The sequence below is a fragment of the Kribbella sp. NBC_00709 genome (assembly GCF_036226565.1).
Lineage (GTDB): Bacteria > Actinomycetota > Actinomycetes > Propionibacteriales > Kribbellaceae > Kribbella.
In genome coordinates, this window is sequence record NZ_CP108996.1 from 901,194 (window position 1) to 926,340 (window position 25,147).

General features: G+C 67.9%; 25 protein-coding genes. 12 read left to right on the forward strand and 13 right to left on the reverse strand.

The features are described from left to right. Positions 1 to 96: 96 nt before the first annotated feature. The 3 genes from OHA18_RS04280 to OHA18_RS04290 all read right to left on the reverse strand — a co-directional run bounded on the left by OHA18_RS04280 (position 97) and on the right by OHA18_RS04290 (position 3,650). Positions 97 to 1,035 carry a carbohydrate ABC transporter permease gene (locus OHA18_RS04280; RefSeq protein WP_329002293.1) on the reverse strand — a complete coding sequence of 313 codons (939 nt, stop codon included), beginning with the start codon at positions 1,033 to 1,035 and terminating at the stop codon, positions 97 to 99. 28 nt (positions 1,036 to 1,063) lie between these two features. Further along, positions 1,064 to 2,464: an extracellular solute-binding protein gene (locus OHA18_RS04285; protein WP_329002294.1), complete on the reverse strand. Its 1,401-nt coding sequence runs from the start codon at positions 2,462 to 2,464 to the stop codon at positions 1,064 to 1,066. 190 nt (positions 2,465 to 2,654) lie between these two features. Beyond that, positions 2,655 to 3,650 carry a hypothetical protein gene (locus OHA18_RS04290; protein ID WP_329002296.1) on the reverse strand — a complete coding sequence of 332 codons (996 nt, stop codon included), beginning with the start codon at positions 3,648 to 3,650 and terminating at the stop codon, positions 2,655 to 2,657. A 108-nt stretch (positions 3,651 to 3,758) separates the two neighbouring features. Between OHA18_RS04290 and OHA18_RS04295 the strand changes: the two genes are divergently transcribed. From OHA18_RS04295 to OHA18_RS04305, 3 genes are all read left to right on the forward strand, one after another. After that, on the forward strand, positions 3,759 to 4,355 hold the full coding sequence (locus OHA18_RS04295; RefSeq protein ID WP_329002298.1) for a TetR/AcrR family transcriptional regulator: 597 nt from the start codon (positions 3,759 to 3,761) through the stop codon (positions 4,353 to 4,355). 139 nt (positions 4,356 to 4,494) lie between these two features. Beyond that, positions 4,495 to 5,280 carry an ABC transporter ATP-binding protein gene (locus tag OHA18_RS04300; protein ID WP_329002300.1) on the forward strand — a complete coding sequence of 262 codons (786 nt, stop codon included), beginning with the start codon at positions 4,495 to 4,497 and terminating at the stop codon, positions 5,278 to 5,280. Further along, positions 5,277 to 7,742, forward strand: coding sequence for an ABC transporter permease (locus OHA18_RS04305; RefSeq protein ID WP_329002301.1), 2,466 nt, complete (start codon positions 5,277 to 5,279; stop codon positions 7,740 to 7,742). Before OHA18_RS04300 ends, OHA18_RS04305 begins: the two co-directional genes overlap by 4 nt. Before the next feature lie 19 nt (positions 7,743 to 7,761). On the opposite strand, the gene OHA18_RS43285 is transcribed toward OHA18_RS04305, so the two are convergent. The 3 genes from OHA18_RS43285 to OHA18_RS04315 are packed head-to-tail and all read right to left on the reverse strand — an operon-like array spanning position 7,762 to position 9,415. After that, the gene (locus tag OHA18_RS43285) at positions 7,762 to 8,142 is read right to left on the reverse strand and encodes a class I SAM-dependent methyltransferase (protein ID WP_442914410.1); all 381 of its coding nucleotides are present in this window, start codon (positions 8,140 to 8,142) and stop codon (positions 7,762 to 7,764) included. After that, positions 8,061 to 8,678: an NADPH-dependent FMN reductase gene (locus OHA18_RS04310; RefSeq protein WP_329002302.1), complete on the reverse strand. Its 618-nt coding sequence runs from the start codon at positions 8,676 to 8,678 to the stop codon at positions 8,061 to 8,063. The genes OHA18_RS43285 and OHA18_RS04310 overlap by 82 nt, the downstream gene beginning before the upstream one ends. 59 nt (positions 8,679 to 8,737) lie before the next feature. Further along, positions 8,738 to 9,415 carry a DedA family protein gene (locus OHA18_RS04315; protein ID WP_329002303.1) on the reverse strand — a complete coding sequence of 226 codons (678 nt, stop codon included), beginning with the start codon at positions 9,413 to 9,415 and terminating at the stop codon, positions 8,738 to 8,740. A gap of 145 nt (positions 9,416 to 9,560) precedes the next feature. Here OHA18_RS04315 and OHA18_RS04320 point away from each other — a divergent pair, with 145 nt between their 5' ends. After that, a complete protein-coding gene (locus tag OHA18_RS04320; protein ID WP_329002304.1) occupies positions 9,561 to 10,313 on the forward strand; it encodes a 6-phosphogluconolactonase in 753 nt (250 codons plus the stop codon). On the opposite strand, the gene OHA18_RS04325 is transcribed toward OHA18_RS04320, so the two are convergent. Continuing rightward, positions 10,293 to 11,036, reverse strand: a complete 744-nt coding sequence (locus OHA18_RS04325) for an SDR family NAD(P)-dependent oxidoreductase (protein WP_329002305.1) — start codon at positions 11,034 to 11,036, stop codon at positions 10,293 to 10,295. The genes OHA18_RS04320 and OHA18_RS04325 overlap by 21 nt on opposite strands. A gap of 33 nt (positions 11,037 to 11,069) precedes the next feature. On the opposite strand from OHA18_RS04325, the gene OHA18_RS04330 reads away from it, so the two are divergent. After that, a complete protein-coding gene (locus OHA18_RS04330; RefSeq protein ID WP_329002306.1) occupies positions 11,070 to 11,630 on the forward strand; it encodes a TetR/AcrR family transcriptional regulator in 561 nt (186 codons plus the stop codon). On the opposite strand, the gene OHA18_RS04335 is transcribed toward OHA18_RS04330, so the two are convergent. Then, complete coding sequence (locus tag OHA18_RS04335) at positions 11,627 to 11,833, reverse strand: TetR/AcrR family transcriptional regulator C-terminal domain-containing protein (protein ID WP_329002308.1); 207 nt, start codon at positions 11,831 to 11,833, stop codon at positions 11,627 to 11,629. The two genes, OHA18_RS04330 and OHA18_RS04335, sit on opposite strands and share 4 nt — an antisense overlap. A 104-nt stretch (positions 11,834 to 11,937) precedes the next feature. Here OHA18_RS04335 and OHA18_RS04340 point away from each other — a divergent pair, with 104 nt between their 5' ends. Then, positions 11,938 to 12,471, forward strand: a complete 534-nt coding sequence (locus OHA18_RS04340; protein ID WP_329002309.1) for an MFS transporter — start codon at positions 11,938 to 11,940, stop codon at positions 12,469 to 12,471. Between the two features lie 22 nt (positions 12,472 to 12,493). After that, positions 12,494 to 12,808 (forward strand): ArsR/SmtB family transcription factor, encoded by a 315-nt coding sequence (locus OHA18_RS04345; RefSeq protein ID WP_329002310.1) that lies wholly within the window; start codon positions 12,494 to 12,496, stop codon positions 12,806 to 12,808. On the opposite strand, the gene OHA18_RS04350 is transcribed toward OHA18_RS04345, so the two are convergent. The 4 genes from OHA18_RS04350 to OHA18_RS04365 form a co-directional block, all read right to left on the reverse strand. After that, positions 12,805 to 13,152 (reverse strand): VOC family protein, encoded by a 348-nt coding sequence (locus OHA18_RS04350; protein ID WP_329002311.1) that lies wholly within the window; start codon positions 13,150 to 13,152, stop codon positions 12,805 to 12,807. The two genes, OHA18_RS04345 and OHA18_RS04350, sit on opposite strands and share 4 nt — an antisense overlap. Positions 13,153 to 13,155: 3 nt before the next feature. Continuing rightward, complete coding sequence (locus OHA18_RS04355) at positions 13,156 to 13,971, reverse strand: MerR family transcriptional regulator (protein WP_329002313.1); 816 nt, start codon at positions 13,969 to 13,971, stop codon at positions 13,156 to 13,158. A 130-nt stretch (positions 13,972 to 14,101) separates the two neighbouring features. Then, a complete protein-coding gene (locus OHA18_RS04360) occupies positions 14,102 to 15,472 on the reverse strand; it encodes a ricin-type beta-trefoil lectin domain protein (RefSeq protein WP_329002315.1) in 1,371 nt (456 codons plus the stop codon). Continuing rightward, positions 15,469 to 17,346, reverse strand: coding sequence for a lectin (locus OHA18_RS04365; protein WP_329002317.1), 1,878 nt, complete (start codon positions 17,344 to 17,346; stop codon positions 15,469 to 15,471). The genes OHA18_RS04360 and OHA18_RS04365 overlap by 4 nt, the downstream gene beginning before the upstream one ends. A 233-nt stretch (positions 17,347 to 17,579) precedes the next feature. Here OHA18_RS04365 and OHA18_RS04370 point away from each other — a divergent pair, with 233 nt between their 5' ends. Then, a complete protein-coding gene (locus OHA18_RS04370) occupies positions 17,580 to 18,806 on the forward strand; it encodes a family 16 glycosylhydrolase (protein WP_329002318.1) in 1,227 nt (408 codons plus the stop codon). On the opposite strand, the gene OHA18_RS04375 is transcribed toward OHA18_RS04370, so the two are convergent. Further along, positions 18,803 to 19,981: an ROK family transcriptional regulator gene (locus tag OHA18_RS04375; RefSeq protein WP_329002319.1), complete on the reverse strand. Its 1,179-nt coding sequence runs from the start codon at positions 19,979 to 19,981 to the stop codon at positions 18,803 to 18,805. The genes OHA18_RS04370 and OHA18_RS04375 overlap by 4 nt on opposite strands. Before the next feature lie 222 nt (positions 19,982 to 20,203). On the opposite strand from OHA18_RS04375, the gene OHA18_RS04380 reads away from it, so the two are divergent. From OHA18_RS04380 to OHA18_RS04395, 4 genes are all read left to right on the forward strand, one after another. Continuing rightward, on the forward strand, positions 20,204 to 21,247 hold the full coding sequence (locus OHA18_RS04380; RefSeq protein WP_329002321.1) for a LacI family DNA-binding transcriptional regulator: 1,044 nt from the start codon (positions 20,204 to 20,206) through the stop codon (positions 21,245 to 21,247). Positions 21,248 to 21,412: 165 nt separating this feature from the next. After that, complete coding sequence (locus OHA18_RS04385) at positions 21,413 to 23,095, forward strand: ABC transporter substrate-binding protein (RefSeq protein WP_329002322.1); 1,683 nt, start codon at positions 21,413 to 21,415, stop codon at positions 23,093 to 23,095. Between the two features lie 60 nt (positions 23,096 to 23,155). Then, the gene (locus tag OHA18_RS04390) at positions 23,156 to 24,169 is read left to right on the forward strand and encodes an ABC transporter ATP-binding protein (RefSeq protein WP_329002324.1); all 1,014 of its coding nucleotides are present in this window, start codon (positions 23,156 to 23,158) and stop codon (positions 24,167 to 24,169) included. After that, positions 24,166 to 25,146 (forward strand): ABC transporter permease, encoded by a 981-nt coding sequence (locus OHA18_RS04395; RefSeq protein WP_329002326.1) that lies wholly within the window; start codon positions 24,166 to 24,168, stop codon positions 25,144 to 25,146. Before OHA18_RS04390 ends, OHA18_RS04395 begins: the two co-directional genes overlap by 4 nt. Position 25,147: the final 1 nt, after the last annotated feature.

The window sequence follows — 25,147 nt, forward strand, 5'->3', positions numbered from 1 at the left end:
GAGGGAGCGAAGCGACCGGAGCGACCGGAGCGACGAGGGAAGGCCGGGAGTTACAGCCCCGTGATCCGCCGCGCGGCAGCGCGGCATTCAACACTGTCATGCTGCCTCCGAGTTCAGTCCACGCAGGTAGATCAGCGAGAAGACCGCGCCGATCGCCAGCATCACCAGCGCGATCGCGGTTCCGTAGCCGATCTGGGAGAAGCTGAACGCCTGCTCGTACATGTACAGCGGCAACGTCTGACTCTTGGTCCCCGGGCCGCCCCGGGTCATCGCGTAGATCAGGCCGAAGACGCTCAGCGTCTGCAGCGTGATCAGCATCAGGTTGGTCATGATCGCGCGGGTGATCATCGGCAGCGTGACGAACAGCAGTCGCCGCCAGCCGCCGGCGCCGTCCATCGCGGCGGATTCCTCGATCTCCTTGGGGATCTCGCTGAGCGCCGCGGAGTACACCAGCATCGAGAACGCCGTACCGCGCCAGATGTTGGCCAGTGACACCGCGATGATCGGTGCCCCGTACAACCAGTCCTGGCCGGGCAGGCCGACCGCGTGCAGCATCACGTTCAGCGTGCCGTCGTCGTTGAAGAACGCGCTCAGCAGGTACGCCGCGACGATCTCGGGCAGCACCCACGCGCCGATCACCGCCGTACCGACGAAGTTGCGGACGACCTTGGTGGACCTCCGCATCAGCAGCGACAGGCCGAGGCCGAGGGTGTTCTGGCCGATGATCGCGGAGATCAGCGTGAACACCAGCGTCAGCCAGATCGAGTTGGTGAACGCACCGCTGGAGAAGGCCTTGCGGAAGTTGTCCAGGCCGACGAACTTCACGTTCGCGGCGCCGGGCCCGGTGAGCGCCATGTTCGTGAACGCGGCGTACACGCAGTAGATGATCGGGCCGGCCAGGAAGACCAGCATCAGTCCGATGGCCGGCGACAGCGGCAGCATCCGGACCAGCTTGGCGGCCTTCGGCTTCCCGCTCCCTCCGGTGGACTTACCGGAGGGAGCGGTGGCCGAGGTGGGAGCGACGGTCGTCGTCACAGGGGAGATATCCCTTCGAGCCGGGAGATTACTGACCGGTGCTCTGTGTCGTCGTACTGTCCTTGCCGCCGACGATGCCTTCGACCGCCTGGTCGTAGTTCTTCGCGGCCGCGTCGGGCTGGGACTGTCCGGTCATCACCGATTCCATCGCGGTGATGATCTCGTTCGAGACCTTCGGGTACTCCGGCAGCGCCGGCCGGTACACGGTGACCGATACGAGGTCGGTGAAGAACTGGGTGCTCGCCGAGGAGGACTTGTACGCCGCGTCGGAGGCGACGTCCTTGCGGACCGCGATCTGCGCGCCGTCGGTGGCGTACTTGGCGGCGTTCTTCTGGGTCTGCAGCGTCTTGATGAAGTCCCAGGCGGCGTCGGGGTTCTTCGACTTGGCCGGGATCGCCCAGGTCCAGCCGCCGGAGAGGCTGACCTTGCCCTTGCCGCTGCCGTCCTGCGTCGGCATCGCGGTCTGACCGAGCACCGTGCTCCACTGCGGCCACGGCTTGGCGCCGGACTTCAGCCAGTTGCCGTAGATCCAGGAGCCGTCCAGGTCGATCGCCAGCTTGCTCTGCGGCAGCAGTTCGGTGCCGACCTTGCTGCCCATGTTCGGGCTGAGCGCGTCCTTCGGCGACGGGGCCAGGCCCTCGGAGAAGACGGTCTTGACGAAGTTCAGCGAGTCCTTGAAGCCCTGGCTGCCGACGACCCACTTCTTCTGGTCGTAGTTGTACAGGGTGTCCTTGGTGCCGTAGAGCAGCATCTCGAAGCCCTGCATGGCCGAGGCCTCACCCATCGGCTTGCCGGAGTACATGTTGAACGGGATCACGCCCGGCACCTTCTGCTTGATGGTGCGTGCCGCGCTGAGTACGTCGTCCCACGTCTTCGGCTGCCAGTCGGCGGGCAGGCCGGCCTTCGCGAAAATCTGTTTGTTGTACCAGAGGGCCCGAGTATCCGTGCCGTCCGGTACGCCGTAGGTCTTGCCGTCCTGGCCCTTGGCCGCGCCCTTGGCGGTGTCCTCGAACTGGCTCCACTGGTCCCACTTGCCGATGTAGTCGTCCAACGGCTTCAGGTACCCCGCGGTGATGTCGGAGTTGATCAGGAAGGTGTCCTCGTAGACGATGTCCGGCGCCGTGTTCGGCGAGCGCATCATCAACTGGATCTTGGTGTAGTAGTCGTTCTCGCTGGCCACGACCGGAACGATCTCGACCTGCGATCCCGGATGTGCCGCCTCGTACTCGCTCTTGACGCCGGTGAGGAAGTTCTTCATCACCACGCCAGGGCCCCACTGCTGGTACGCGATCTTGATGTGCGCGGGCCCGGAGCTCTGCGCGCCGCCGGCGTCCGGCTGCTTGGTCGTCGAACCTTGACTACAGGCCGAGACCCCCAGCAGCAGCGCGCCCGCGGCGGCCGCTGCCATGAAACGTTTCCTAGTCACCATCAGGTCCACCTTCGGGCAATCGTTGTCATGCCAGTACCACGGCCCAAACCCTGCGGGCTTTCCCGCGACCGTAGGAGCCCTGAACAGCCGAAGTCAATGCTTGACAGACAACGTTGTCGCGGCAGTCACGCAGGAACGCGGTGACCGGGGTGTAACGATCCGATCACCGCGCTGTCATACGCCTACTTTGTCAGGCTGCGACTGCCGACGCCTCATGTCGAGGCTGCACGGCGCGTCCCCGGCCGCGGAGCGCTCCGAGTCCACACAGCGCCAGTCCGAGGAGCAACCAGCACGCCAGTACGACGAGTGGTCTGGCGGCGCCGGCGCCGTCGAAGAAGCTCACCGAGCGTAGCGCCGTCCCCGCGGCTCCCGGCGGCAGCAACTGCCCGAGGGTGCTCCAGCCGTTCGGCAGCATCTCCGGTGCGCTCGTCATGCCGGAGAGCGGGTTGCCGAGCAGCATCATCGTCGCGCCGCCGAGCGCGAGTCCCGCCGTACCCATCAGCCACTCGAGCCCGAGCAGCGTGAGGCTGATCGCGCCGATCGACATCGCGATGACGCCCGCGTTGCCGAGGTAGCTGCCCTCGAACGAGCCGAGCCAGTACTGCAGTACGGCGGCCAGCGCGAGCCCACCGGTGATCGCGAACGCGACCGCGCCGACCATCCGCTTCGCCCCGGACCGCACCAACTGGGTCAGCGCACCGGCCGCGATGATCCCACCGAGCACGAGCGGCAGCGCACCCGCAGCCAGACCGGCGCCCCGCGGATCGTCCTTCGGCAGCGGCACGATGTCCGTGACCTTCGCCTGACTGCCCATCTTCCCGGCCAGTTGCGTCAGGAGTTGCGCCACGACCGGGCCACCAGCGGATGCCGTCAGCACCTCGGGCTGTGCCGAGTCGAGCACGATCGCGCCGTACGCGTCCCGGTCCTCGATCCGCTGCACGGCCGCCTGCCGGTCCGGTACTGCGGTGATCTCGAAGCCGTCCGGCATCGCCTGCCCGAGCTGGGCCTTGACCTGCTCGACGGCCGGCGTCGGACCGGAGACCGCGATCGGGATGTCCCGAGGCTCGGACCGCGCGGACGGCCAGGCGAAGGCGATCAGGAACACCGTGAGGACCGCGGTCAGCAGCGTGATGACGGCGATCAGGGGCGGCCGGCGACGTTCGGCCGCGTGCGCCTCAGTGGTCATGGCGGGACTCCTTCAGCAAGAAAACCGAATGATCGTTCTTTATAAGTTCGAGCGTGGCCGATGGTCCGGCGACTTGTCAAGAACGGACATTCGTTTTATGTTTCGAGCGTGCCGAAGGTCACCGAGGAGCACCGCCTGGCCCGCCGCGCGCAGATCGTCGCGGCGGCCCGCACCTGCGTGATCGAGGACGGGTTCCACAAGACGACGATGGCCGACGTGATCCGCGAGTCCGGACTGTCCGCGGGTGCCGTCTACGGCTACTTCAAGAGCAAGGAGGAGATCGTCGGGGCGATCGCCGAGGACGCCCTCAGCACGATCGACGATCTCTTCGAGAAGATCCTCGCCTCCGAGCGGCCGCTGACCCCGCTGGCCGCGCTCGAGGCGACCATCGAGCACGTGGTGAAGGTCGCCGAGGCTCCCGGCGGTGACGTCACCCGGGTCGCGGTCCAGGCGTGGGCCGAGTCGCTGCGCAACGACTCGATCCGCGACGTCGCGAAGGGCAAGTACTGCCAGCTCCGCAACCATTTCGTGGTGATCGCCCGCCGCGCGCAGACGGACGGCACCCTCGACCCGGACGTCGATCCCGAGCACGTCGCCCAGGTCATGTTCAGCATGGTCCCCGGTTTCGTCCTGCAGCGGCTCCTGATCGGCGACATCACCCCGGCCACCTACAAGGCCGGCCTACGAGCCCTCCTCCGCTCCTGACCCCGTTACGTCCGAAGATCTGAGCCCCAAGAGCCCTCACTTCTTCGGACGTTGCGACAGCGGGGGTGGAGTTTCACCCACCCCGTACGGTGGTCCAGCACCATGGGTCGGTACGCCGTGGCTCCGTAGCGTCGGCGGCATGAGAAAGCCGAAGCAGGAAGCAGTCGACGGGACCGGATACTCGGTCGTCCTGCACGACGTACGACGGGTCTACGGCCGTGGCGGGAACGCCGTCACCGCCCTCAACGGGATCTCGATGAAATTCGCCCCCGGCACCTTCACCGCGGTGATGGGTCCGTCCGGGTCCGGCAAGAGCACGTTCCTGCACTGCGCGGCCGGGCTCGACCGGCCGACGTCCGGCAGCGTGCTGATCGACGGCTTACCGCTGGCCGGGATGAACGAGCGCAAGCTGACCGAGCTCCGCCGCGAGCGGATCGGATTCGTGTTCCAGTCGTTCAACCTGCTTCCGGCCCTGACCGTCTGGCAGAACGTCTGCCTGCCGCAGGAGCTCGACGGCCGGCGCGTGAACAAGGCCGCGGTCCGCGCGGTCCTGGATCGGGTCGGTCTGGGCGACAAGTACAAGAGCCGCCCGGGTGAGTTGTCCGGCGGCCAGCAGCAGCGCGTCGCGATCGCCCGCGCACTCGTCGCCCGTCCGGCGGTGATCTTCGCCGACGAGCCCACCGGCGCGCTCGACACCCAGACCGCGGCCGACGTACTCGAGCTGCTGCGCGAGCCCGTCCGCACGCAAGGGCAGACGGTCGTGATGGTCACCCACGATCCGGTCGCGGCGTCGTACGCCGACCAGGTCGTCTTCCTGGCCGACGGCGTACTGGCCGGCAGCCTGTCCGCTCCGACGGCTGAGCAGGTCGCCGACCGGATGACTCACCTCGGCGCACGGTCCACCCTCCAGGTGGTGGCGGGATGATGCGCCAGGCCATCCGCAGCTTGCGTCACCGCAAGAGCGGATTCATCGCCACGTTCGTCGCGGTCGTCTTCGGTACGGCGATCGTGATGGCCTGCGGCGGACTGATGGAGACGGGCATCCGCTCCAACGTCGACCCGCAACGCCTCGCCGGCACCTCCCTCGTTGTCACCGGCAAGCAGTCCCACCTCCGCCCGGGCGCCGAAGACGCCACTCCCCTGCCGGAGCGCGTCGGCGTACCTGTCGACATGCTCGCCAAGATCCGTTCTGTACAAGGCGTTTCGTCCGCAGTTGGCGACTACACCTTCACCGCCGTTGGTCAATCGGTTGCTGAGGGCCACAACTGGTCCAGCGCCGCCCTTGCCCCCTATCACCTGACTACTGGGCACGCGCCGCGATCCGGTCAGGTAGTGGTTGCGTCCGGCAAGGTAGGCCATCACCTCACCCTCCTGATCAACGGCGAACCGAAGACCTTCACCATCAGCGGGATCGCCCCGCAAGCATCCGGTCACGCCTTCTTCTCCGACGACGAGGCCGCCCAGCTCGTCCGCAACCCGGCCCGGTACGCCGACGTCGGCGTACAAGTTGCCTCCGGCACCAACCTCGGCGACGTGCGGAAGAGCCTGGAGAAGGTGGACGGCAACCTGACCGTCCGCGCCGGCGTCGACCGCGGCCTGGCCGAGCACCCGGACGCCGAGTCGCGCAAGACCGCCTTGATCGCCGTCGCCGGCTCCTTCGGCGGCATCGCGGCCATGACGATGATGTTCGTGGTCGCATCCACACTGGCCCTGGCAGCACAGCACCGCGAGCGCGAGTTCGCACTCCTCCGCGGGATCGGTACGACGCCCGGTCAGGTCCGGCGGATGATCCTCGGCGAGGCACTCCTCGTCTCACTGCCGGCCGTTGCCGTCGGGGCCGTCCCGGGGATCTTCCTCGGCCGGTTCCTGTTCGACCAGCTCAGCACGCACGGGGTCGCGTCGCCGGTGATCGAGTTCTCGCAGGGCCTGATCCCGTTCGCGGCCGGAGCCGGCGCCGCCGTACTCGCGGCCGTCGGTGCGGCGCTCATCGCGGCCCGGAAGTCGGCCAAGATCCGCCCGGTCGAGGCGTTGGCCGAGGCGTCGCTGCAGCGGAAATGGTTCGGCTGGATCCGGCTGCTGTTCGGCCTGCTGTTCCTCGGTGGTGGGCTCGCGCTCCTGATCGTCACCGCGACGGTGATGAGCGGACCGCTGGCCGCCTCGACCGCGGGTCCGTCGATCCTCTGCTGGGCCATCGGTGTCGCGCTGCTCGGCCCGTTCTGGACCAAGGTCGTGCTGGCGTTCTGGCGCTGGCCGGTGCAGGCGCTGACGCGGGTCAACGGTCGCCTCGCGATCCGGAACCTGTCGGCGCGTTCGGTCGCGATGTCGGCCGCCGTGATGCCGGTGATGCTTGCCGTCGGCATCTCCACCGCCAACCTGTACATGCAGACGACCCAGGTCCACGCTTCCTCCGAAGCGTTCACGCGGGATCTGCGCGCAGACGCCGTACTCGTCTCGGACGCCGGTCTCTCGCCGGCCCTGCTCCAGCAGGTGCGCGCCGTACCTGGGGTCGCGAGCGCGTCGGCGTACGTCCGGAGCATCGGCGCCGTCGACGAGCCGCGCAACGCGCCGTTCGACGAGGACGGTGCACCTGTGATCGGCGTGGACGCCCAGGGCGCGGACGGTACGGCGCCGGTCCGGTTGACGAGCGGATCGCTCACCGGACTGACCGGGTCGACCATCGCGATCCCGGACTACATGGCCACCAAGACCGGCCAGGGCGTCGGGTCGGATGTCACGATGACGCTGGGCGACGGGACCACGGTGAAGCTGCGGGTGGTTGCGACGTTCGCGGCGGAACGTGGGTACGAGACGATCATCATGCCCGCGTCGCTGGTGGCCGCGCACACCACGGACGGCCTGACCAAGCAGATCCTCGTCCGCGCCGCACCGGGTGCCGACGTACGACCGGGGCTGGCGAAGCTCGCCGCTGCACATCCGAGCGTCCAGGTCTCCGACCGCAGCACTCTGGTCTCCGCGAACGCGGAGGATCTGCAGACGCAGGCGTGGGTCAACTACATGCTCGTCGGAATGCTGATCGCCTACACCGCGGTCTCGGTCGTCAACACGCTCGTATCGTCGACACTGCGCCGCCGCCGCGAGTTCGCCCTCCAGCGCCTGACCGGCTCGACCCGCTTCCAGGTCCTGCGCATGCTGTGGACCGAAAGCACGCTGATCACGCTCGCCGGCGTCACGCTGGGCACCGCGATAGCCCTGGCCTGCCTGATGCCGTTCTCGGCCAAGGTCTCCACCAGCGCCTTCCCCACCGGACCCCTCTGGATCTACGGGGTCATCGTCGGCGCCGCCACCCTTCTCACCTTCGGCTCAACCCTCGTCCCCGCAATCACAACCCTCCGCCACGCCCCCACCCAGCCCACCTACACCGACTAGGCCTTCACCGCGAGGCAGATCAGCAAACAACGGCAGCGGATCTCCGGGCAGGCGCTACAACCCATCGGCGTCCTGCACCATCTCGGGGGTCCGCTGCCGCAGGTCTACCGGCAGCTCGTCCAACCTGACGATCCGAAGGCCGCAGCATCCGCGCCGCCAACCGGGCGAACTCGTCGAGATCCGGCAACCACACCAGAACCCCGTACGTCGCCACCACCACGTCGTACGACGCAGGCTCCAGCACATCAGCCACGTCGTACACCTCAGCCTGCACGAACCGCGCCGCCGGCCCGGCCTCGGTTGCCCGGTGGGCTTGCGCTATCGGGCAGGGGTTGGTGCGGCCACGGGTTGGAGGGCGATCGTGGTGGCCTGGACGATGCCTGCGTTGTCGCGGATCCAGCCGGACAGGACGACCTGCAGATCCTCGAGGTCCCGCTCCTCCAGGATCACGCCGGGCACCGGCACGCTCGCGCCGAGCTCCGCGAGGACCGGGCGGAGATGCTGATCCGCGAGCAGCTTGTGGCTCGGCGCCGCGGACACGGTCACCGGTACGACGACCGATCCCGCCAGCGCCGCCGGCCGCAGTACGTCGAGGAAGCTCTTCAGCAGACCGGTGTAGCTGCCCTTGTACACCGGGGTCGCGACCACGATCACCGACGCCGACGACACCAGGTCGACCGCGCTCTCCAGCGCCGCACGATCCTCGTCGCCGGCGCGATCACCCTGGAAGATCGCCGGCGCGAACGTCACCAGGTCGATCAGCTCGTCGATCCGGTACGGCGTACCGAGCTCGGAGGCGAGCAACTCCGCGACCGACGCCGCCGCGGCCGCCGTCCGCGAACCTGCCCGCGGATTGCCGACCACCGTGACCACGGACTGCGGCCAGACGGGCGGACCTTCGGGCGCAACCTGCGACTCGAACGCGACTGAGGGCATCTGACCCAACTCCTGAGGCATCGGCAGTGATACCTCGAGCGTAGTCAAAGTCGAGCCCGCTACTGGACTTTCTCAGGATCTGAACGCCCGCGCAGCTTCACGACCACGAACCAGGCCACGGCCGCGACCGCGCCGGCGATCACCAGCTTCTGGAACACCCCGACCGACGACTCGACCAGATGCCACCGCTCACCGAGCTGATACCCGGCCAGGATCAGCAACGAGTTCCACACCAGGCTCCCGATCGCGGTCAGCGGCAGGAACAGCGCGACCCGCATCCGCTCCACCCCGGCCGGCACCGAGATCAGGCTCCGCACGACCGGGACGAGCCGCCCGATCAGCACCGCCTTGGGGCCGTGCCGCAGGAACCACTCCTCGGCCTTGTCGACATCGGCCACCTTCACCAACGGCAGCTTCCCGGCGATCGCCCTGGTCCGATCCCGCCCGAGCAACCGGCCCACGCCGTACAGGGCGAGCGCACCGACGACGGACCCCAGCGTGGTGAACAAGATCGCACTGAGCAGCCCGAGGTCACCGCGGGCCGCCGCGAAGCCGGCCAGCGGCAGGATCACCTCGCTAGGCAACGGCGGGAAGAGATTCTCGAGCGCGACCGCCAGCCCGGCGCCCGCCGGCCCCAGCCGCTCCATCAGATCGATCGCCCACCCGGCCACTCCACCGGTCGGCTCCTGCGTCGCCTGCAGCGCGGTCATCATCACCTGATTCGTCGTCGTGATCATGGATGCGACGCTAGGCCCGCGGACACTACCTACACACTGGAGCCAACCGCCGTCTCCGGGTCTGGCCACCCACCGTACCGACCGGGGGAAAACCCCCGGTTGTGCGAGCCTTTGCCAACGACACCCGCCGCCAGGAAGGGCCTTCATGACAGTCGAGCACGCTCCGCAGGTCAGCACCTACCCGACGCGTGCGGACCTCGGCCGCGCCGCCGCCACCGCGGCCGCGGAGCATCTCCGCAAGGCGATCGCGGCGAACGGACGGGCGCGGATCATGCTGGCCGCCGCACCGAGTCAGACCGCGACGCTGGCAGCGCTCGCCGTGGAGCCGGACCTCGACTGGAGCCGGGTCGAGTGCTTCCACATGGACGAGTACGTCGGACTGCCGCCCGACGCCCCGCAGTCGTTCCGGAACTGGCTGCACCGGAACTTCCTCGACCAGGTGCCGCAGGCAACCTTCCACCCGCTCGCCCCGGAATCGGGTCCCGAGCCCTACGCGGAGCTGATGGGCGACGACCCGTTCGACCTCGTCCTGTTCGGGCTGGGCGTCAACGGCCACCTCGCCTTCAACGACCCGCCGGCCGACTTCGGCGAATCCCGCGCCGCGAAGATCGTCGCTCTCGACGAGACCAGTCGCCGCCAGCAGGTCGACGAAGGCAATTTCGCCACGATGGACGACGTACCCACGCATGCCGTCACGGTGACGATCCCGCGGCTGCTGAATGCGCACGCACTGATCGGATCAGTGCCTGGATCCGTCAAGCGACAGGCCGTCCACGACACGTTGACCCAGCCGATCGGGCCCGACTACCCCGGTACGGCGCTGCGCACCCACGCCGCCGTCCACCTCTTCCTCGACACCGAATCAGCCGACACCGGATCAGCCGACTCCGAGGTGTAGGCCGCCCGACGCGTCCAGCACCTGGCCCGTGATCCATCGCGCCGTGGGGGACGCGAGGAACGCGACCACCTCGGCGACATCGTCACCGCTGCCCAGCCGGCCGAGCGCGGTGTGACCGACGATCAGCTCCGTCAGTCCCGGAGTCTCGAAGATCGCACCGTTCGCTTCGGTCCGGGTCGCGCCGGGCGCCACCGCGTTGACGGTGATGCTTCGCCGGCCCAGCTCCTGCGCCAGCGTGCGGGTCATCGTCTCGACCGCACCTTTGGTCATCGCGAACGAGGTCTGCGCCGGGTTCGCCATCCGGGTCGCGACCGACGAGACCGAGATGATCCGGCCGCCGTCGGCCAGGACCGGTAACAGCCGCTGGATCAGGAAGTACGGCGCGCGCACGTTCACCGCCATCAGCCGATCGAACACCACTTCCGTATCCGTGCCGATCGGACCGGTCGGCTGCGCTGCAGCATTGTTCACCAATACATCAAGTGATCGTCCGGACAAACCGGCCATGAGCTGCCCGACCACCGCGTCGGCATCTCCCGGCACGCCGAGCTCGACCCCGATCACGAACCCGCGACCACCGATCCGCTCGAGCGTCTCCTCGGCGCCGGCCTTGTCCTGGTTGTAGTGCACCGCCACCTCGGCCCCCGCCGCAGCCAGCCGCTCCGCGATCGCTCGCCCGATACCGCGGGACGCACCCGTCACCAACGCAACCCGCTCGTTCATGTTAGAAACTATCATGTTGTTAGTATCTACCACATGAGCTTGAGGGACCGCCAGCGCGCCGACACCCGGCAACGCATCCAGCGGCAGGCCCTGCGCCTGTTCAGCGGGCAGGGGTACGACGCGACCACGGTCAACGAGGTCGCCGACGCGGCCGGCGTCTCGGCGATGACGGTCTACCGGAACTTCCCCACCAAGGAAGACCTCGTCCTGTACGACGACTTCGACGAGCAGGCCGCGGCATCGATCGCGGAACTCCCGTCAACCGGTTCACTCACCGACCGCATCGGCCGCGCCGTACTGGCCACCCTCGAACAGGCGAACACGGACCTACTCCTCGTCCGTCTCCAACTGATGATCTCGACCCCAGCCCTACAGGCCCGCCACCTGGACAGCCAGTTCCGCCTCCAGGACGCGTTCGTCAGGGCCATCTGCGCCGACGACCCGACCCTCGAGTACGCCGCCAGCGCCGCCGCGAGCGCCGTACTCGGAGTAACTCACATCGCCTTGCTCCGCTGGGCAGCCGACGACGGCAAGCCCGACCTGCCGGGCCTCTTCCGCGAAGCCTTCACCGCCACCTTCGGCCACGCGCCCTAAGGGCGATGGGCCCGCACGATCAGATCGGCGGCCTCATGGGCGATCCGATGCCGCTCGGCCTTCGCCAACGGCTCGGTCCCCTGCAACGTTGCCACCCGTCCGTCAGCGAGGGCCAGATAGGTCAGCTGCCGAGTAGTCAGGTCAGGATCGGGAACTCGTAGCAGGCCCCGCTCATCACAGGCCCGGAGATAGTCGGCGATCACGGCCGCTGCTCATCGGGTACGGCGTTCACGCGCGGCGGGCTGCGACCCCCCTGTTCGACCTGCGGCTGTTCCGCGACCGATCCTTCAGCGCGGGCGCCCTACTGGTGTTCATCTTCGGCGGATCGCTGTTCGGCGCCATGTTGCTGCTGCCGCTGTACTACCAGCAGCTGCGCGGGGCGAGCCCGCTCGAAGCCGGACTGCTGCTGGCGCCGCAGGGCGTCGGCGCGATCATCGGCACCCTGTTCGTCGGCCGGATCCTCGACCGGACCGGCGCGACCCGGATCATCATGCTGATCGGTCTGACCCTCGCTGTCGCGGGCACGGTACCGTTCGCGATCGCCGGCCCGAGTACGCCGATCATGCTGCTGGCACTCGCGCTCGTCGTGCGAGGAGTCGGGCTGACCGCCTCCCTGCTGCCATCCATCACGGCGACGTACGCGACGCTGCCGAAAACGGAGTACGCCGCCGCGACGACCGGGACGCGGATCCTGCAGCAGATCGGCGGCTCGCTCGGGACCGCCGTACTCGCGGTGATCCTGCAGCGCGGATCGTTCCCGGCCGCGTTCTGGACGGCGATCGGGATCACCGCCGCCGCATCGGCCGGCGCCGTGGCGCTTCCAGGTCGGCGTGGAAAGTGAGGAATCGGGTTATATTCCTGGTATGGCAACTACGTTCGAGGTGCTGGCGGAGCCTCGGCGGCGGGACATCCTCGACCTGCTGCGAGCCGGTGAGCGGCCGGTCGGCGAGCTTGTCGACGCGCTGTCGCTCAGCCAGCCCGCGGTGTCGAAACATCTGAAGGTCCTGCGCGACGCCGGCCTGGTGGAGGTCCGCCACGACGCGCAACGCCGCTGGTACCGGCTCCGCCCGGCGCCGCTCGCCGAGATCGACGCCTGGCTGGAGCCGTACCGCGACCTGTGGCGCAACCGCCTCGACGCCCTCGAGGCGCACCTGGACCAGATGGACCAGCTCGACTAGTGCTCGGCGACGTCGAAGACGTTGCCTTCCGGGTCGGCGAGCGTGATCCAGTGCGTGCCGTACTCGTTGTGCTCGTCGACGCGCTTGGCGCCCAGGCCGACGATGCGGTCCACCTCGGCGGCCCAGTCGGTGGCAGCCAGGTCGACGTGCAGGCGGTTCTTGCCGTTGCGCGGCTCGGGAACCTGCAGGAACATCAGCGTCGGACCGGCCGCGGCCCGGTTCACGGTGGCGAAGAACTGGTTGCCATCAGCATCGACCTCGGTCGACAGCACGCCGGCCCAGAAGGTGGCCAGGGTCGCCGCGTCGGCGCAGTCGAAGGCGATGCTTTCAAGGGATACGGACATCGTTCAGCCTTTCGGTGCAGGGATCCGCTGGATCGGCCAGCAGACTTCGGTTCGGTAGTCGGACTCATCGGGTACGTCGCCCGGGCTGATGTGGTAGAGCTCACGGATCGGTCCGGGTGCGACCTCGCAGTACTCCGCGACATGGCTGCCCAACGCGCCGTAGGTACGGTCGAAGTCGGCCATCGGACCGGCGTGGACGGCGATCGCGAAGTACCCACCGGGCAGGTCGACGAGCTCGACCCCGTCGGCCGGCGCCTGGTCCGGCGCGACCGGATGGAAGGCGACGACCGCACCCTTGTCGTCGGCGAAGAACTCGTCGCTGTACGTCGCTCCCGAGGTCCCCGGGATGTGACCGGCCACCTCGCCGAGCCGGCCGAAGGCGAACTCGCACCACGGTCCGATCTCGTCCCGCAGGACCTGTCCGCGGACGCCGTACGCTCGGAACGGCGGGATGAACCGGTACTCGACGTCGAGCACGGGCCGGCCCGGCGTCAGCAGCTCACGCAAAGACACGACCACGTCGCGGGTATGCGCGAGCTCCTGCTCCATCCGCTCGAGGTGCGCCCGCAGCCGCTCCTCCCGCGCCGCGCCGTCACCGGCGTCGACCACCGCCTGGACGTCGGTCAGCGGCATCCGCAGCTCCCGGAGCCTCCGGATCAGCTGCGCCGTCTCGACCTGCCCCGTGCTGTAGCGCCGATACCCGGACGAGGCGTCGACCGAGACCGGCGCGAGCAGGCCGATCTCGTGGTAATGGTGCAGCGTTTTCACACTCAGATGTGTCAGGCGGGAGAACTCCCCCACCGTCACCGTCGCCGTCATGCGACAAGCTTCCACCCTCCGGTAACCGGAGGGTCAACCGCGGATCTCCAGGCCATCACAATCGTCGGCCCGCGACAAGCGCACGCGGTCGCGCGCCGTCGCGGGCCGATTGTGATGGCCTGGGGATCCGCTACCCCTGGTACCGCCCGATCACCTTCGAGAAGTCCCACGGGTTCTGGGAGATGCCCGAGCAGCTGTCGGCGCTGCCGCCGGTGCAGGGGCGGTCGCGGTTGACCGACCAGAACGTGAAGCGGGCCAGGTGGTGCTGGGACGCGTACGACAGGATCGACTCGAAGTCCGACAGGTTCACGCGCTCACCGGCGTTGTCGGTGTTGCCGTTCATCGAGGAGATCCCGATCTTCCGGTACGCCGCCTCGTCGCTCAGCCCGTACGCCGCCTTGACCTGGTTCTTCAGCCCGTCGGCCGCCTGCCGCGTCAGCGTGCCCATGTTGGTGGACCCGCCGCCGAAGTCGAACGGCATGATCACCCAGCCGTCCAGGTTCAACCCGGAGTTCGCGCCGCGCTGGATCAGGTCCTGACCGTTCCCGTCCGGCCCGGACGTCGTCGTACCGAAGGTGAGGTACGTCGTGATGCCGGCGTTGTTCTGCTCGATGATCTTGAGCCCGTCGATGACCTTCTGCCGGACCGCCGGCTGCGCCATCTCCTGATCCTCGATGTCGATGTCGATCGCCTTCAGCGACAGCGCGTTGATCACCTTCTGGTACGCCGCCGCCAGCTCGCTCGCGGACCCGCAGCTCTGGCCGAGCTTGTTGCCCGACCAGCCGCCGAACGACACCACGACGTCGCCGCCGTTGGACCGGACCGTGTTGATCGCCTGCTGGTCCACGCCGCCGGTGAGCGCCCGGCCGCCGTCCCACTGCGGGTTGCAGTACCCGTTGGACAGGATGAACGCCATCGTGAACCACTTCACCCCGGACACGTTCATCACGGTCGCCGGGTTCGGCGGGTCACCCCAGCCCTCATAGAGGTACGGCGCGGCCGCCATCGGACCGCTACCGGTCGGCGGTGGTCCGTCGTCCCCGGCCGGCGCGTTCCACTTCTGGTTCGCCGCACCCGTGCAGCTCCACAGCTGCAGCGGCGTGCTGTTGGCCGAATTGTTGCCGGTGACATCGAGGCACTTGTTCGCCTGCGGGTTCACCAGGTCGCGCCCTGCTGTGTAGGTCCACTGCTGCGCCGCACTGCCGTTACACGTCCACAGCTGCACCCGCGCACCGTTGGCCACAGAGCCACCCGACACGTCCAAGCACTTGCCCAGTGCACGCAGCGTTCCGTCACTCTGCCGCGACCACTGCTGCGCGGAGGACCCGTTGCAGTCGTACAGCTGGACCTGCGTCCCGTCCGCACTGTTCGCCGCCGCCACATCCGCACACTTCCCGGCCAACCCCGTGATCGTCCCGGTCGCTGCCTGTGCCGGAGCGGCCGCCATCAACAGACCGGCGCCGAGCACCAAGGCCGCGGCAGCCGCCGCCAGGCGCCTCATGACACGGTCCACTTCTGGTTCGCGGCACCGGTGCAGCTCCACAGCTGCAGCGGCGTACCGTTCGCGGAATTGTTGCCTGTGACATCGAGACACTTGTTCGCCTGTGGATTCACCAGATCGCTCCCGCTCGTGTAGGTCCATTGCTGGGCGGCGCTGCCGTTGCACGAATACAGCTGCACCTTGGCCCCGTTGGCCACGGAGCCGGCGTTGACGTCGAGACACTTGCCGAGGGCCCGGATCGTCCCGTCGCCGGGACGGCTCCACTGCTGGGCCGTCGTACCGTTGCAGTCGTACAGCTGGACCGCCGTACCGTCGGCGCTGCTGGCTCCGGCGATGTCCATGCACTTGCCGGCCAGGCCGGTGATCTGACCGCCACCGCCACCACCGCCGCCGTCGCCGCTCTGCGAGCCCGACCACGTGAAGGTCGCGGACGTCTGCGTCGGCAGGGTGTAGACGAAGGACTGCGAGCCCCAGTTCACCCGCACCGACTGCGAGCTCCCGGTGGTGTTGTACGCGATCAGGGCCTTCGAACCGTCGGGGTTCTTCCAGGCCACGTTCTTCACCGAGCCGTTCGCGGTCGAGTCGATCCGCAGCGCGCCCGGCTTCACGAACTTGGTCAGGTGGCCCATCGTGTAGTACTCGATGGTCTTGTCGACCTGACCGGCCCGGCTGCCACCGCGCTGCACCGTCACCAGCCCGGTGCAGACGTTGCACCCGGCACCGACGTACGGCAGGTGGTTCTGGTCGAGCGCGATACCCCACTTGACCCACGACTTGTCCCAGTTGCGGGTGTAGTCGACGAGGTTGTTCATGTCCTCGGTCTGCTGGTTCCCGATCCAGGTGCCGCCCGAGTGCTCGGTCATGTACGCGTTCACCGACGGGTACTGGTTGTGGATCTGGGTCTGCAGGTTCACGTCGCCGCCGTACCCGTGCCAGGCGATGCCGCCGAAGTTCGGATCGTTGCGCAGGGCAGCATCCGCGATCGGGACCGAACCGAGGTCGTTGTAGTTGCCCCAGTTGTAGTCGAGGATCAGCACCTTGGTCGTCAGCCCGGCCGCGTGCAGCGCGGGCAGCAGGTTGTTCTTGGTGAACTCGAGCAGGCCCGAGCCGTTCCAGTTCATCGACGCGTAGCCGGTGTCGTCGGTGCCGCAGCAGGTTGGCTCGTTCTGCACCGAGACGTAGTCGATGCGGTTGCCCTGGGCCTGGTTCTGCTGGATGTACTTGACGAAGTACTGCGCGTACATCGGGTAGTACTCGGCCTTGAGCCAGCCACGGTGGACGAAGTCGTTGTTGTCCTTCATCCAGGCCGGCGCGCTCCACGGCGAGCCCATCACCTTCACGGCCGGGTTGAGCTGCCGCGCCTGCTTGGTCAGCGGGACCACGTCCGCCAGGTCGTGGTTGATGCTGAAGTCGTCCAGGTTGCAGCAGGTGTCGTCGAAGGAGTAGTTGAACCGAGCCAGGTCGGAGGCGCCCATCGGGTTGCGGATGAAGGCCAGCCCGATCCCGTTCACGGGGTCGAACAGGTCCTTCATCACCTGGTCGCGGGTCGCGGCCGAGATCGTGTTGCTGCTGTTCAGCAACCAGGCGGAGCTGTCGGCGAACGACGCGCCGCCGCCCTCGAAGGACTGGTACGTCGTGTTCTCGTTGACCGTGATGGTCTGGTTCGCCGAGCCGCCGGCCGGGCCGAAGCTCACCGGCGTCTGCTGCTGCAGGCCGCGGGTGACGTTGCGGCCGGCCGAGTCGTTGGTGGTGGTCAGCCAGATGTTCACCTGCTCACCGGCCGCCTGGGCGGGCGGTGCGGTACCGAAGCCGAGTCCGGCGGCGGCCGCGCACAGGGCGGCAACCGCAACCGGCAAGAGACGTTTCGCGGGCATGGGGCGGTTCTCCCTTTGCTGAAAGGAGTTTGGGGCGGTGAAGTTGTCGGCGTCTGCCCGCGCCGCAACAGCTGGTCAGCAAGAGGTAACCATCCGTGCACATCAGTGTCAACGCCGCGCGGGAGACTTTTTTCAGATCTTTTATTTAGTCCCGGGGTTGACCTGAGAGCGTTCTCACGGCACGCTGCCGCCCAATCCCTGTCCTCATTAAGACGCCCCCGAAATGAGGTCTCATGAAGCGTCCACGCATGCTCGCACTTCTCGCGGTCGGTGCCGCCTTGGCCGCCACCGCCGTCCTCCAGCCCGCTGCCACCGCACATCAGCAGGCGGCCGCCGCAACGACGGCAACGGTCTGGGAGGACAACTTCGACGGCCCGTCAGGCCAGGCCCCCGACCCCGCCAAGTGGCGGTACGACACCGGTGGCGGCGGCTGGGGCAACAGCGAGCTCGAGTACTACACCAACAGCACCCGGAACTCGGCCCTCGACGGCAACGGCAACCTGGTCATCACCGCCCGCCAGGAGAGCGGCGGCTTCCAGTGCTGGTACGGCCCGTGCCAGTACACGTCGGCCCGGTTGCTCACCTCGCAGACCTTCACCCAGACGTACGGCCGGTTCGAGGCGCGGATCAAGATCCCCCGCGGGCAAGGGCTCTGGCCGGCCTTCTGGATGCTCGGCGGCGGCAACTGGCCGAACGACGGCGAGATCGACATCATGGAGAACATCGGCAAGGAGCCGGCTACCGTGCACGGCACCATCCACGGACCGGGCTACTCCGGCGCCGGCGGCATCGGCGCGGCGTACAACCATCCGAACGGCTGGTCGTTCGCCGACGACTTCCACACCTTCGCGGTGGACTGGGCGCCGGACTCGATCACCTGGTCGGTCGACGGCGTGCAGTACGAGCGTCGGACGCCGGCCGACCTGAACGGCAACACCTGGGTCTTCAACCACCCGTTCTTCATGATCATGAACGTGGCGGTCGGCGGCGGCTGGCCGGGCAACCCGGACGGCTCCACCGTGATGCCGCAGACCATGACGGTCGACTACGTCCGCGTCTCCACGCTTGGCAGCTCCGGCGGCAGCGGCTCGCAGATCACCGGCCTGGCCGGCAAGTGCCTGGATGTCGCCGGCGCGAACGCCGCGGATGGCACGACGGTGCAGCTGTACGACTGCAACGGCACGAACGCCCAGCAGTGGACCCGTCCTGGTGACGGCACGATCCGTGCCCTGGGCAAGTGTCTCGACGTCGCGAACGCCGGGGTTGCCGACGGCACCCGAGTGCAACTGGCGACCTGCAACGGCAACGCGGCCCAGCAATGGACCTACACGAGTGGGCACGACCTGGTGAATCCACAGGCCAACAAGTGTCTCGATGTCACCGGCAACAACTCCGCCAACTCCACACCGACACAGATCTGGACCTGCGGCGGCGGAGCGAACCAGAAGTGGACCGTCTAGCGCGGAAGTGCGCCACCGTCGCGCAATAACCGCACTACGGGAAGGGTCGCGGCGCCGAGTGCTACGGCGTCGCGGCCCAGCTCGCACAGCACGATGGACACCTGCGCGTACGGCCGCCGGAGTGCGTGCTTGCCGACCTCGGCGCGCAGCTCGTCCAGATGTTTCTCACCGAGCAGCAGACCTGCCCAGCCACCGAGAACGATGCGCTCAGGGTTCACGAGGTTGACCAGGTTCGCGAATCCGGCCGCGAGGTAGCCGATCGTGTCCGCGATGATGGTTGCCGCCGGCTCCGAAGTCGACGAGAGCAGCTCGACGAAGGCAGCCTCCTCGTCGCCCTCGACCAGCCCGCCGGCCTCGCGGTAGCGATCGAGCACCCCTTCCGCGCCGACGTACGCCTCGAGGCAGCCCAACGCACCGCACCGGCACTGGCGGCCGCCGTACACAATCGTCATGTGGCCCCACTCGCCCGCGCTGCTGCGGGCGCCGCGGTAGCTGGACCCACCGGCCACCAGGGCGGAGCCGACACCGGACCCGACGAGCGCCACCACCGCGTCGGTCGCACCGCGGCCGGCGCCGAAGTACATCTCGGCCTGGCCGAGCATGTTCGCGCCGTTGTCCACGTGCACCGGGATATCGGTGCCCTCAGCAAGCATCTCGGCGAGCGGAACCGCTTCCCAGCCGAGCGTCTGCGCGTCGACGACCGCGTTGTCCTCGACCACACCGGCGACCGCAACGCCCAGTCCGAGGACCTGCGCGGGCTGGACACCGGACGACGCGATCACGCTCGAAAGCCCTTCCAGCACGTGCTTCACGACCTCGGCGGGGGTCGGCGTGCTGATCGGGTGATCGGCGCGGGCCAGCACGTTCATCGCCAGGTCGAACAGCTCGACGCGAACCCGGGTCTCGCCGACCTCGGCGCCCACGACGTACCGGAAGGTCGACGCCACCCGCAGCAGCACCCGCGGCCGGCCACCCTCGGACTCGACCGAGCCGGCCTCCTCGACCACGCCCTCGGCGATCAGCTCCGCGACCAGGTTGCTCACGCTCGCGGCGCTGAGCGACGTCCGGACGGTCAGCTCCTGGCGGCTGAGCGGGCCCTCGCGGTAGATGCTGGTGAGGATCACCGAGCGGTTGGACCGGCGCATGTCACGCACCGTGGTCCGGCGTACTTCCATCTGACCTCACCCTGCCCGGCCCCTGGCGGGCCACTCGTCCGGCAGTTCATCATGCCCCCTCGCCAGGCGGAAGATCCCCCTTCCTCCAAGGTATGAACTAAGTCGCGATTCGTTACCGCTCCGTGATTGACGGTGCCTTGCGCTCTCGGCTTTGATCTACGGAACCGCTTCCGAAACCGGTTCCGTAGATCTTCACCCCGACCGCCCGAGGGGAGAGTCAGCATGTCCATCACCATCGCCGATGTCGCGGCCCGCGCCGGTGTCAGCAAGACGACCGTGTCGCGCGTCCTCAACGGCAAGGGCGAGCTGGACCTGCGGACCGCCGAGCGGGTCCGGCAGGTGATCGACGAGCTCGGGTACGTGCCGAGCGCCCGCGCCGTCGGCCTGGCCCGCGGCCGGACCCGGATCGTCGGAATGCTGGTCCCGTCGCTCACCTGGCCCTGGATGGGCGAGGTGCTGCAGGGCGCGGTCGACGTGGTCGAGAGCGAGGGGTACGGCCTGCTGCTGTTCACCGTCAACCGCGGTGCGGAATCCATGCAGCAGTTCGCGTCCCAGGTCTCGTCGCAGTCGTTCGACGGCCTGCTGGTGATCGAGCCCGAAGGCACCCTCACCTACATCGAGCAACTCCACGCCCGCGGTCTGCCGGTGGTCCTGATCGACGACCGCGACAACCGCCCGCAGTTCCCGTCCGTCGCCACCACCAACTACGCCGGCGGCGAGTCCGCCGCCCGGCACCTGCTGGAGCTGGGCCGTCGCCGGCCACTGGTGATCACCGGCGTCGAACGCTTCGGCTGTACCCACGAACGGCTGGACGGCTTCCGCGACACCTACGCGAAGGCCGGCGCCGAGCTCGACCCGAGACTCGTGTTCGAAGGCGACTTCACCCACGAGAGCGGGCGCCGCGGCGTCCAGCACGCACTCGGCGAACGACTCGAGTTCGATGCGGTCTTCGCCCACAACGACCTCTCCGCCGGCGGCGCCATCCAGGCCGTCCGGGAGACCGGGCGGAACGTGCCGAACGACGTGTCGGTGGTCGGGTTCGACGACATCCCGTACGCCGAACACACCGAGCCGCCGCTGACCACGGTGCATCAGCCGATGCGCCAGATGGGCCAGGCCGCCGCCCGGATGCTGATGGGGTACTTCGGCGGCACGCCGCTGCCCGAGACCCCGCAGGTGCTGCCGACGACGCTGATCGTCCGCAGCTCAACCGCCCCGAAACCCCTCACGAGGACCAGACCCGCCCCGAAATCCCGGTCCCACTAGAAGACTCCGGTGGCGGGGCAGCTGCCCCTGTCCCGCCGCCGGCGTACCCCTCGATATCGATCCGTTAAGGCGTTCGCTCTTCCGATGAGAGCGTTCTCACGCCACGATGCACTGGCCCACCGGCTCAGGGTGGGTCATCCGCCAACAGATGCACAGGAGGAACCGATGCGAGCACGACGCACAGTCGCGCTGGCCCTCACGGGCCTGCTCGCGGCAGCCACACTGGCTGCCTGCAGTAACGGGGACGGGAAGGCCGCCAACAGCGGGTCCAGCAGCGGGGCAACCGTTCTGAACATCGGCATGCCGAACGGACCGCAGACCGAGAACCACAACCCGTTCCTCGGCTCCTCCTCGGGCGCCTCCTTGGGCTACCGCTGGATGATCTTCGAGCCGCTGGTGATGATCAACGGGATCAAGCCCACCGAGCCGGGCAAGCCCTGGCTGGCGACCGAGTGGAAGTGGGACGCCAACTACACCAAGCTGTCGCTGACCATCCGGGACGGCGTCAAGTTCTCCGACGGCCAGCCGATGACCGCCGACGACGTCGCCTACTCGTTCCAGCTGCGCAAGGACAACGAGGGCCTGAACCAGGACGCGATCCCGTACGGCACGATCACCGCGTCCGGCAACAAGGTCGACCTGACCTTCACCCGGTCGCAGTTCACCAACCAGAACAAGATCCTGACCGTGTTCGTGGTCCCGAAGCACCAGTGGTCGACGATCAAGGACCCGAGCCAGGACACCCTGAAGAACCCGATCGGCACCGGCCCGTACACGGTCAAGTCGTTCACCCCGCAGACCACCACGCTGACGTTGCGGGACTCGTACTGGCAGGACCTCCCGAAGGTCAAGGAGCTGCGGTACACGTCGTACAACGACAACAACGCGCAGACCACCGCGCTGGCCAACGGCTCGTCGGAGTGGAGCTTCGTCTTCGTCCCGAACGTGAAGGCGGTCTACCAGGACAAGGATCCGGCGCACCACAAGCTGTGGTTCCCGGCGAACCTCGGCATCCACGGCCTGTGGATCAACACCACCAAGAAGCCGTTCGACAACCCGGCGCTGCGCCGGGCGATGAACCTGGTGATCAACCGCGACGACATCTTCCAGCAGGGCGAGGCCGGCTACTTCTACCCGAAGGTCGAGTCCGTCACCGGGATCCCGACCCCGGCCGGTGACTCGTTCATCGCCCCGGAGTACAAGGACAAGAAGCATTCGGTCGACGTCGACGGCGCCAAGAAGGAGCTCTCCGACGCGGGCTTCAAGCTCGAGGGCGACGTACTGAAGGACCCGGCCGGCAAGCCGGTGACGATCACGCTGACCGACCCGGCCGGCTGGTCGGACTACCAGACCGACCTGGAGATCATCAAGGACAACCTGTCCACGATCGGGATCAAGGCCACCATCGACAAGGCCAACCAGGACGCCTGGTTCAAGAACATCGACGAGGGCAGATTCGACGCCGCGATGCACTGGACCAACGGCGGCGCGACGCCGTTCGACATCTACCAGAACATCATGGACGGCAAGATCCTGAAGCCGGTCGGCAAGGGCGGCGTGAGCGGCAACTACGGCCGGTTCAACAGCCCGGAGGCGACCAAGGCGCTGGACCAGTACGCCAACGCCGCGGACGACGCGACGCGGACCACGGCGCTGAACACGCTGCAGAAGATCATGGTCGAGCAGATGCCGGTGATCCCCACCTCGGCATCCAACGTCGGCGGTCTCTACAGCACGAAGAACTGGGTCGGCTGGCCCGACGAGCAGAACCAGTACGGGCCGGCCCAGCCGACCCAGCAGAACGCTCTGCAGATCATCCTCAACCTGAAGCCCGCCGGCAGCCAGTGATTCGGACCGCGGCGCCGGGGCCATCCTGCCCCGGCGCCGCGGGGCCGTGATTGGAGTGTTATGACGGTCACCGAGACCGAGGTTGTTCTGGAGGCTGAGGGCCTCACCAAGCACTTCCCGGTACGACGGGGCGTCCGCGACCTGCTGTCCCGCGAGCACAAGGTCGTGCACGCGGTCGACGACATCAAACTCACCCTGCGGCGGGGCCGCGTCACCGCGCTCGTCGGGGAGTCCGGTTCGGGCAAGTCGACCGTCGCGCGGCTGATGGCCCAGCTGTACGGGCGTACCTCCGGCGAGATCCGGCTGCACGGCGAAGCCGTCACGGTGCACGGCGGCCGCAAGTTCCGCGCCTACGCGCGCCGCGTGCAGATGATCTTCCAGGACCCGTTCGCCTCACTGAACCCGACGCACACCGTGCGGTACCACCTGACCCGCTCGCTGAAGATCCACGGCCGCGCGGGCGAGCTCGAGCAGAACCTCCGCGACCTGCTGGAGCGGGTGCAGCTCACGCCGCCGGAGCGGTACCTCGACAAGTTCCCGCACGAGCTGTCCGGCGGCCAACGGCAGCGTGTGTCGATCGCCCGCGCGCTCGGCGCCGATCCCGAGGCGCTGCTCGCCGACGAGCCGGTCTCGATGCTCGACGTGTCGATCCGCCTCGGCGTCCTGAACCTGCTGCGCGACCTGAAGGAACGGCTCAATCTCGCCATCCTCTACATCACCCACGACATCGCGTCGGCCCGGTACTTCGCCGACGAGACCCTGGTGATGTACGCCGGCCGCCTGGTCGAGGGCGGCGATTCGGAGACCGTCACGCAGAATCCCGCCCACCCGTACACCCAGCTGCTGATCGACAGCGCGCCCGATCCCGACCGGCTCGGCGAGCTCAGTACGCCGGAGGACCAGGCCGGCGGCGAACCGCCCAGCCTGATCGCACCGCCGACCGGCTGCCGGTTCCATCCGCGCTGCGTGCACGCGATGCCGAAGTGCTCGACCGAGCTCCCGCCCCGTTTCGAGCTGCCCGTTCAGGGTCACTGGGCCGCGTGCTGGCTCTACGAGGAAGGCGCCGCTCGATGAAGTTCCTCCTGCAACGGCTGGCGTTCTACCTGTTCACCGCGTGGGCCGCGCTCACCATCAACTTCTTCATCCCGCGACTGATCCCGGGCGACCCGGTCACCTCGTTGATCAACAAGTTTCAGGGCCAAATGAGCACCGAGGCGATCAACTCGCTGTACGTGCTGTTCGGCCTGGACAAGAACGCGTCGATCTGGAGCCAGTACATCGACTACTGGGGCCAGGTGTTCCACGGCGATCTGGGGCTGTCGTTCACGTTCTTCCCGACGCCGGTGTCGGAGATCCTCAAGCAGAGCCTGCCGTGGACGATCGCGCTGGTCGGCATCACGACGTTCGCCAGCTTCATGATCGGTACGTCGCTCGGCGTGATCGCGGGCTGGCGACGCGGCTCGATCATGGACGGATTGTTGCCGGTGACAACATTCCTGTCGTCGATCCCGTACTTCTGGCTCGGTCTGCTGGCGATCACGCTGCTGGCCGGCCCGGGCAGCTTCTTCCCGTCGTCCGGCGGCTACGAGCCCGGCCTGGTGCCGAGCTGGAACGGGGCCTTCATCGGCAGCGCGATCCAGCACAGCCTGCTGCCGGCGGTCACGATCCTGATCTCGTCGGTGAGCGGCTGGATCCTGACCATGCGGAACATGATGGTGACCGTAGCGTCGGAGGACTACATCACCGTCGCACACGCGAAGGGTCTGCCCGAGCGCCGGGTGATGGTCAGCTACGCGGCCCGCAACGCGCTGCTGCCGAACGTCTCCGGCTTCGCGCTGTCGCTCGGCTTCATCGTCGGCGGCACGCTGCTGGTGGAGATCGTCTTCTCCTACCCCGGCATCGGCTACAACCTCTTCCAGGCCGTCGGCGCGAAGGACTATCCGCTGATGCAGGGCGTCTTCCTGGTCATCACGTTGTCGGTCCTGGTGGCCAACCTGCTGGCCGACGTCGCCTACCTGCTCCTCGACCCGCGTACCCGGAAGGAGGGCTGAC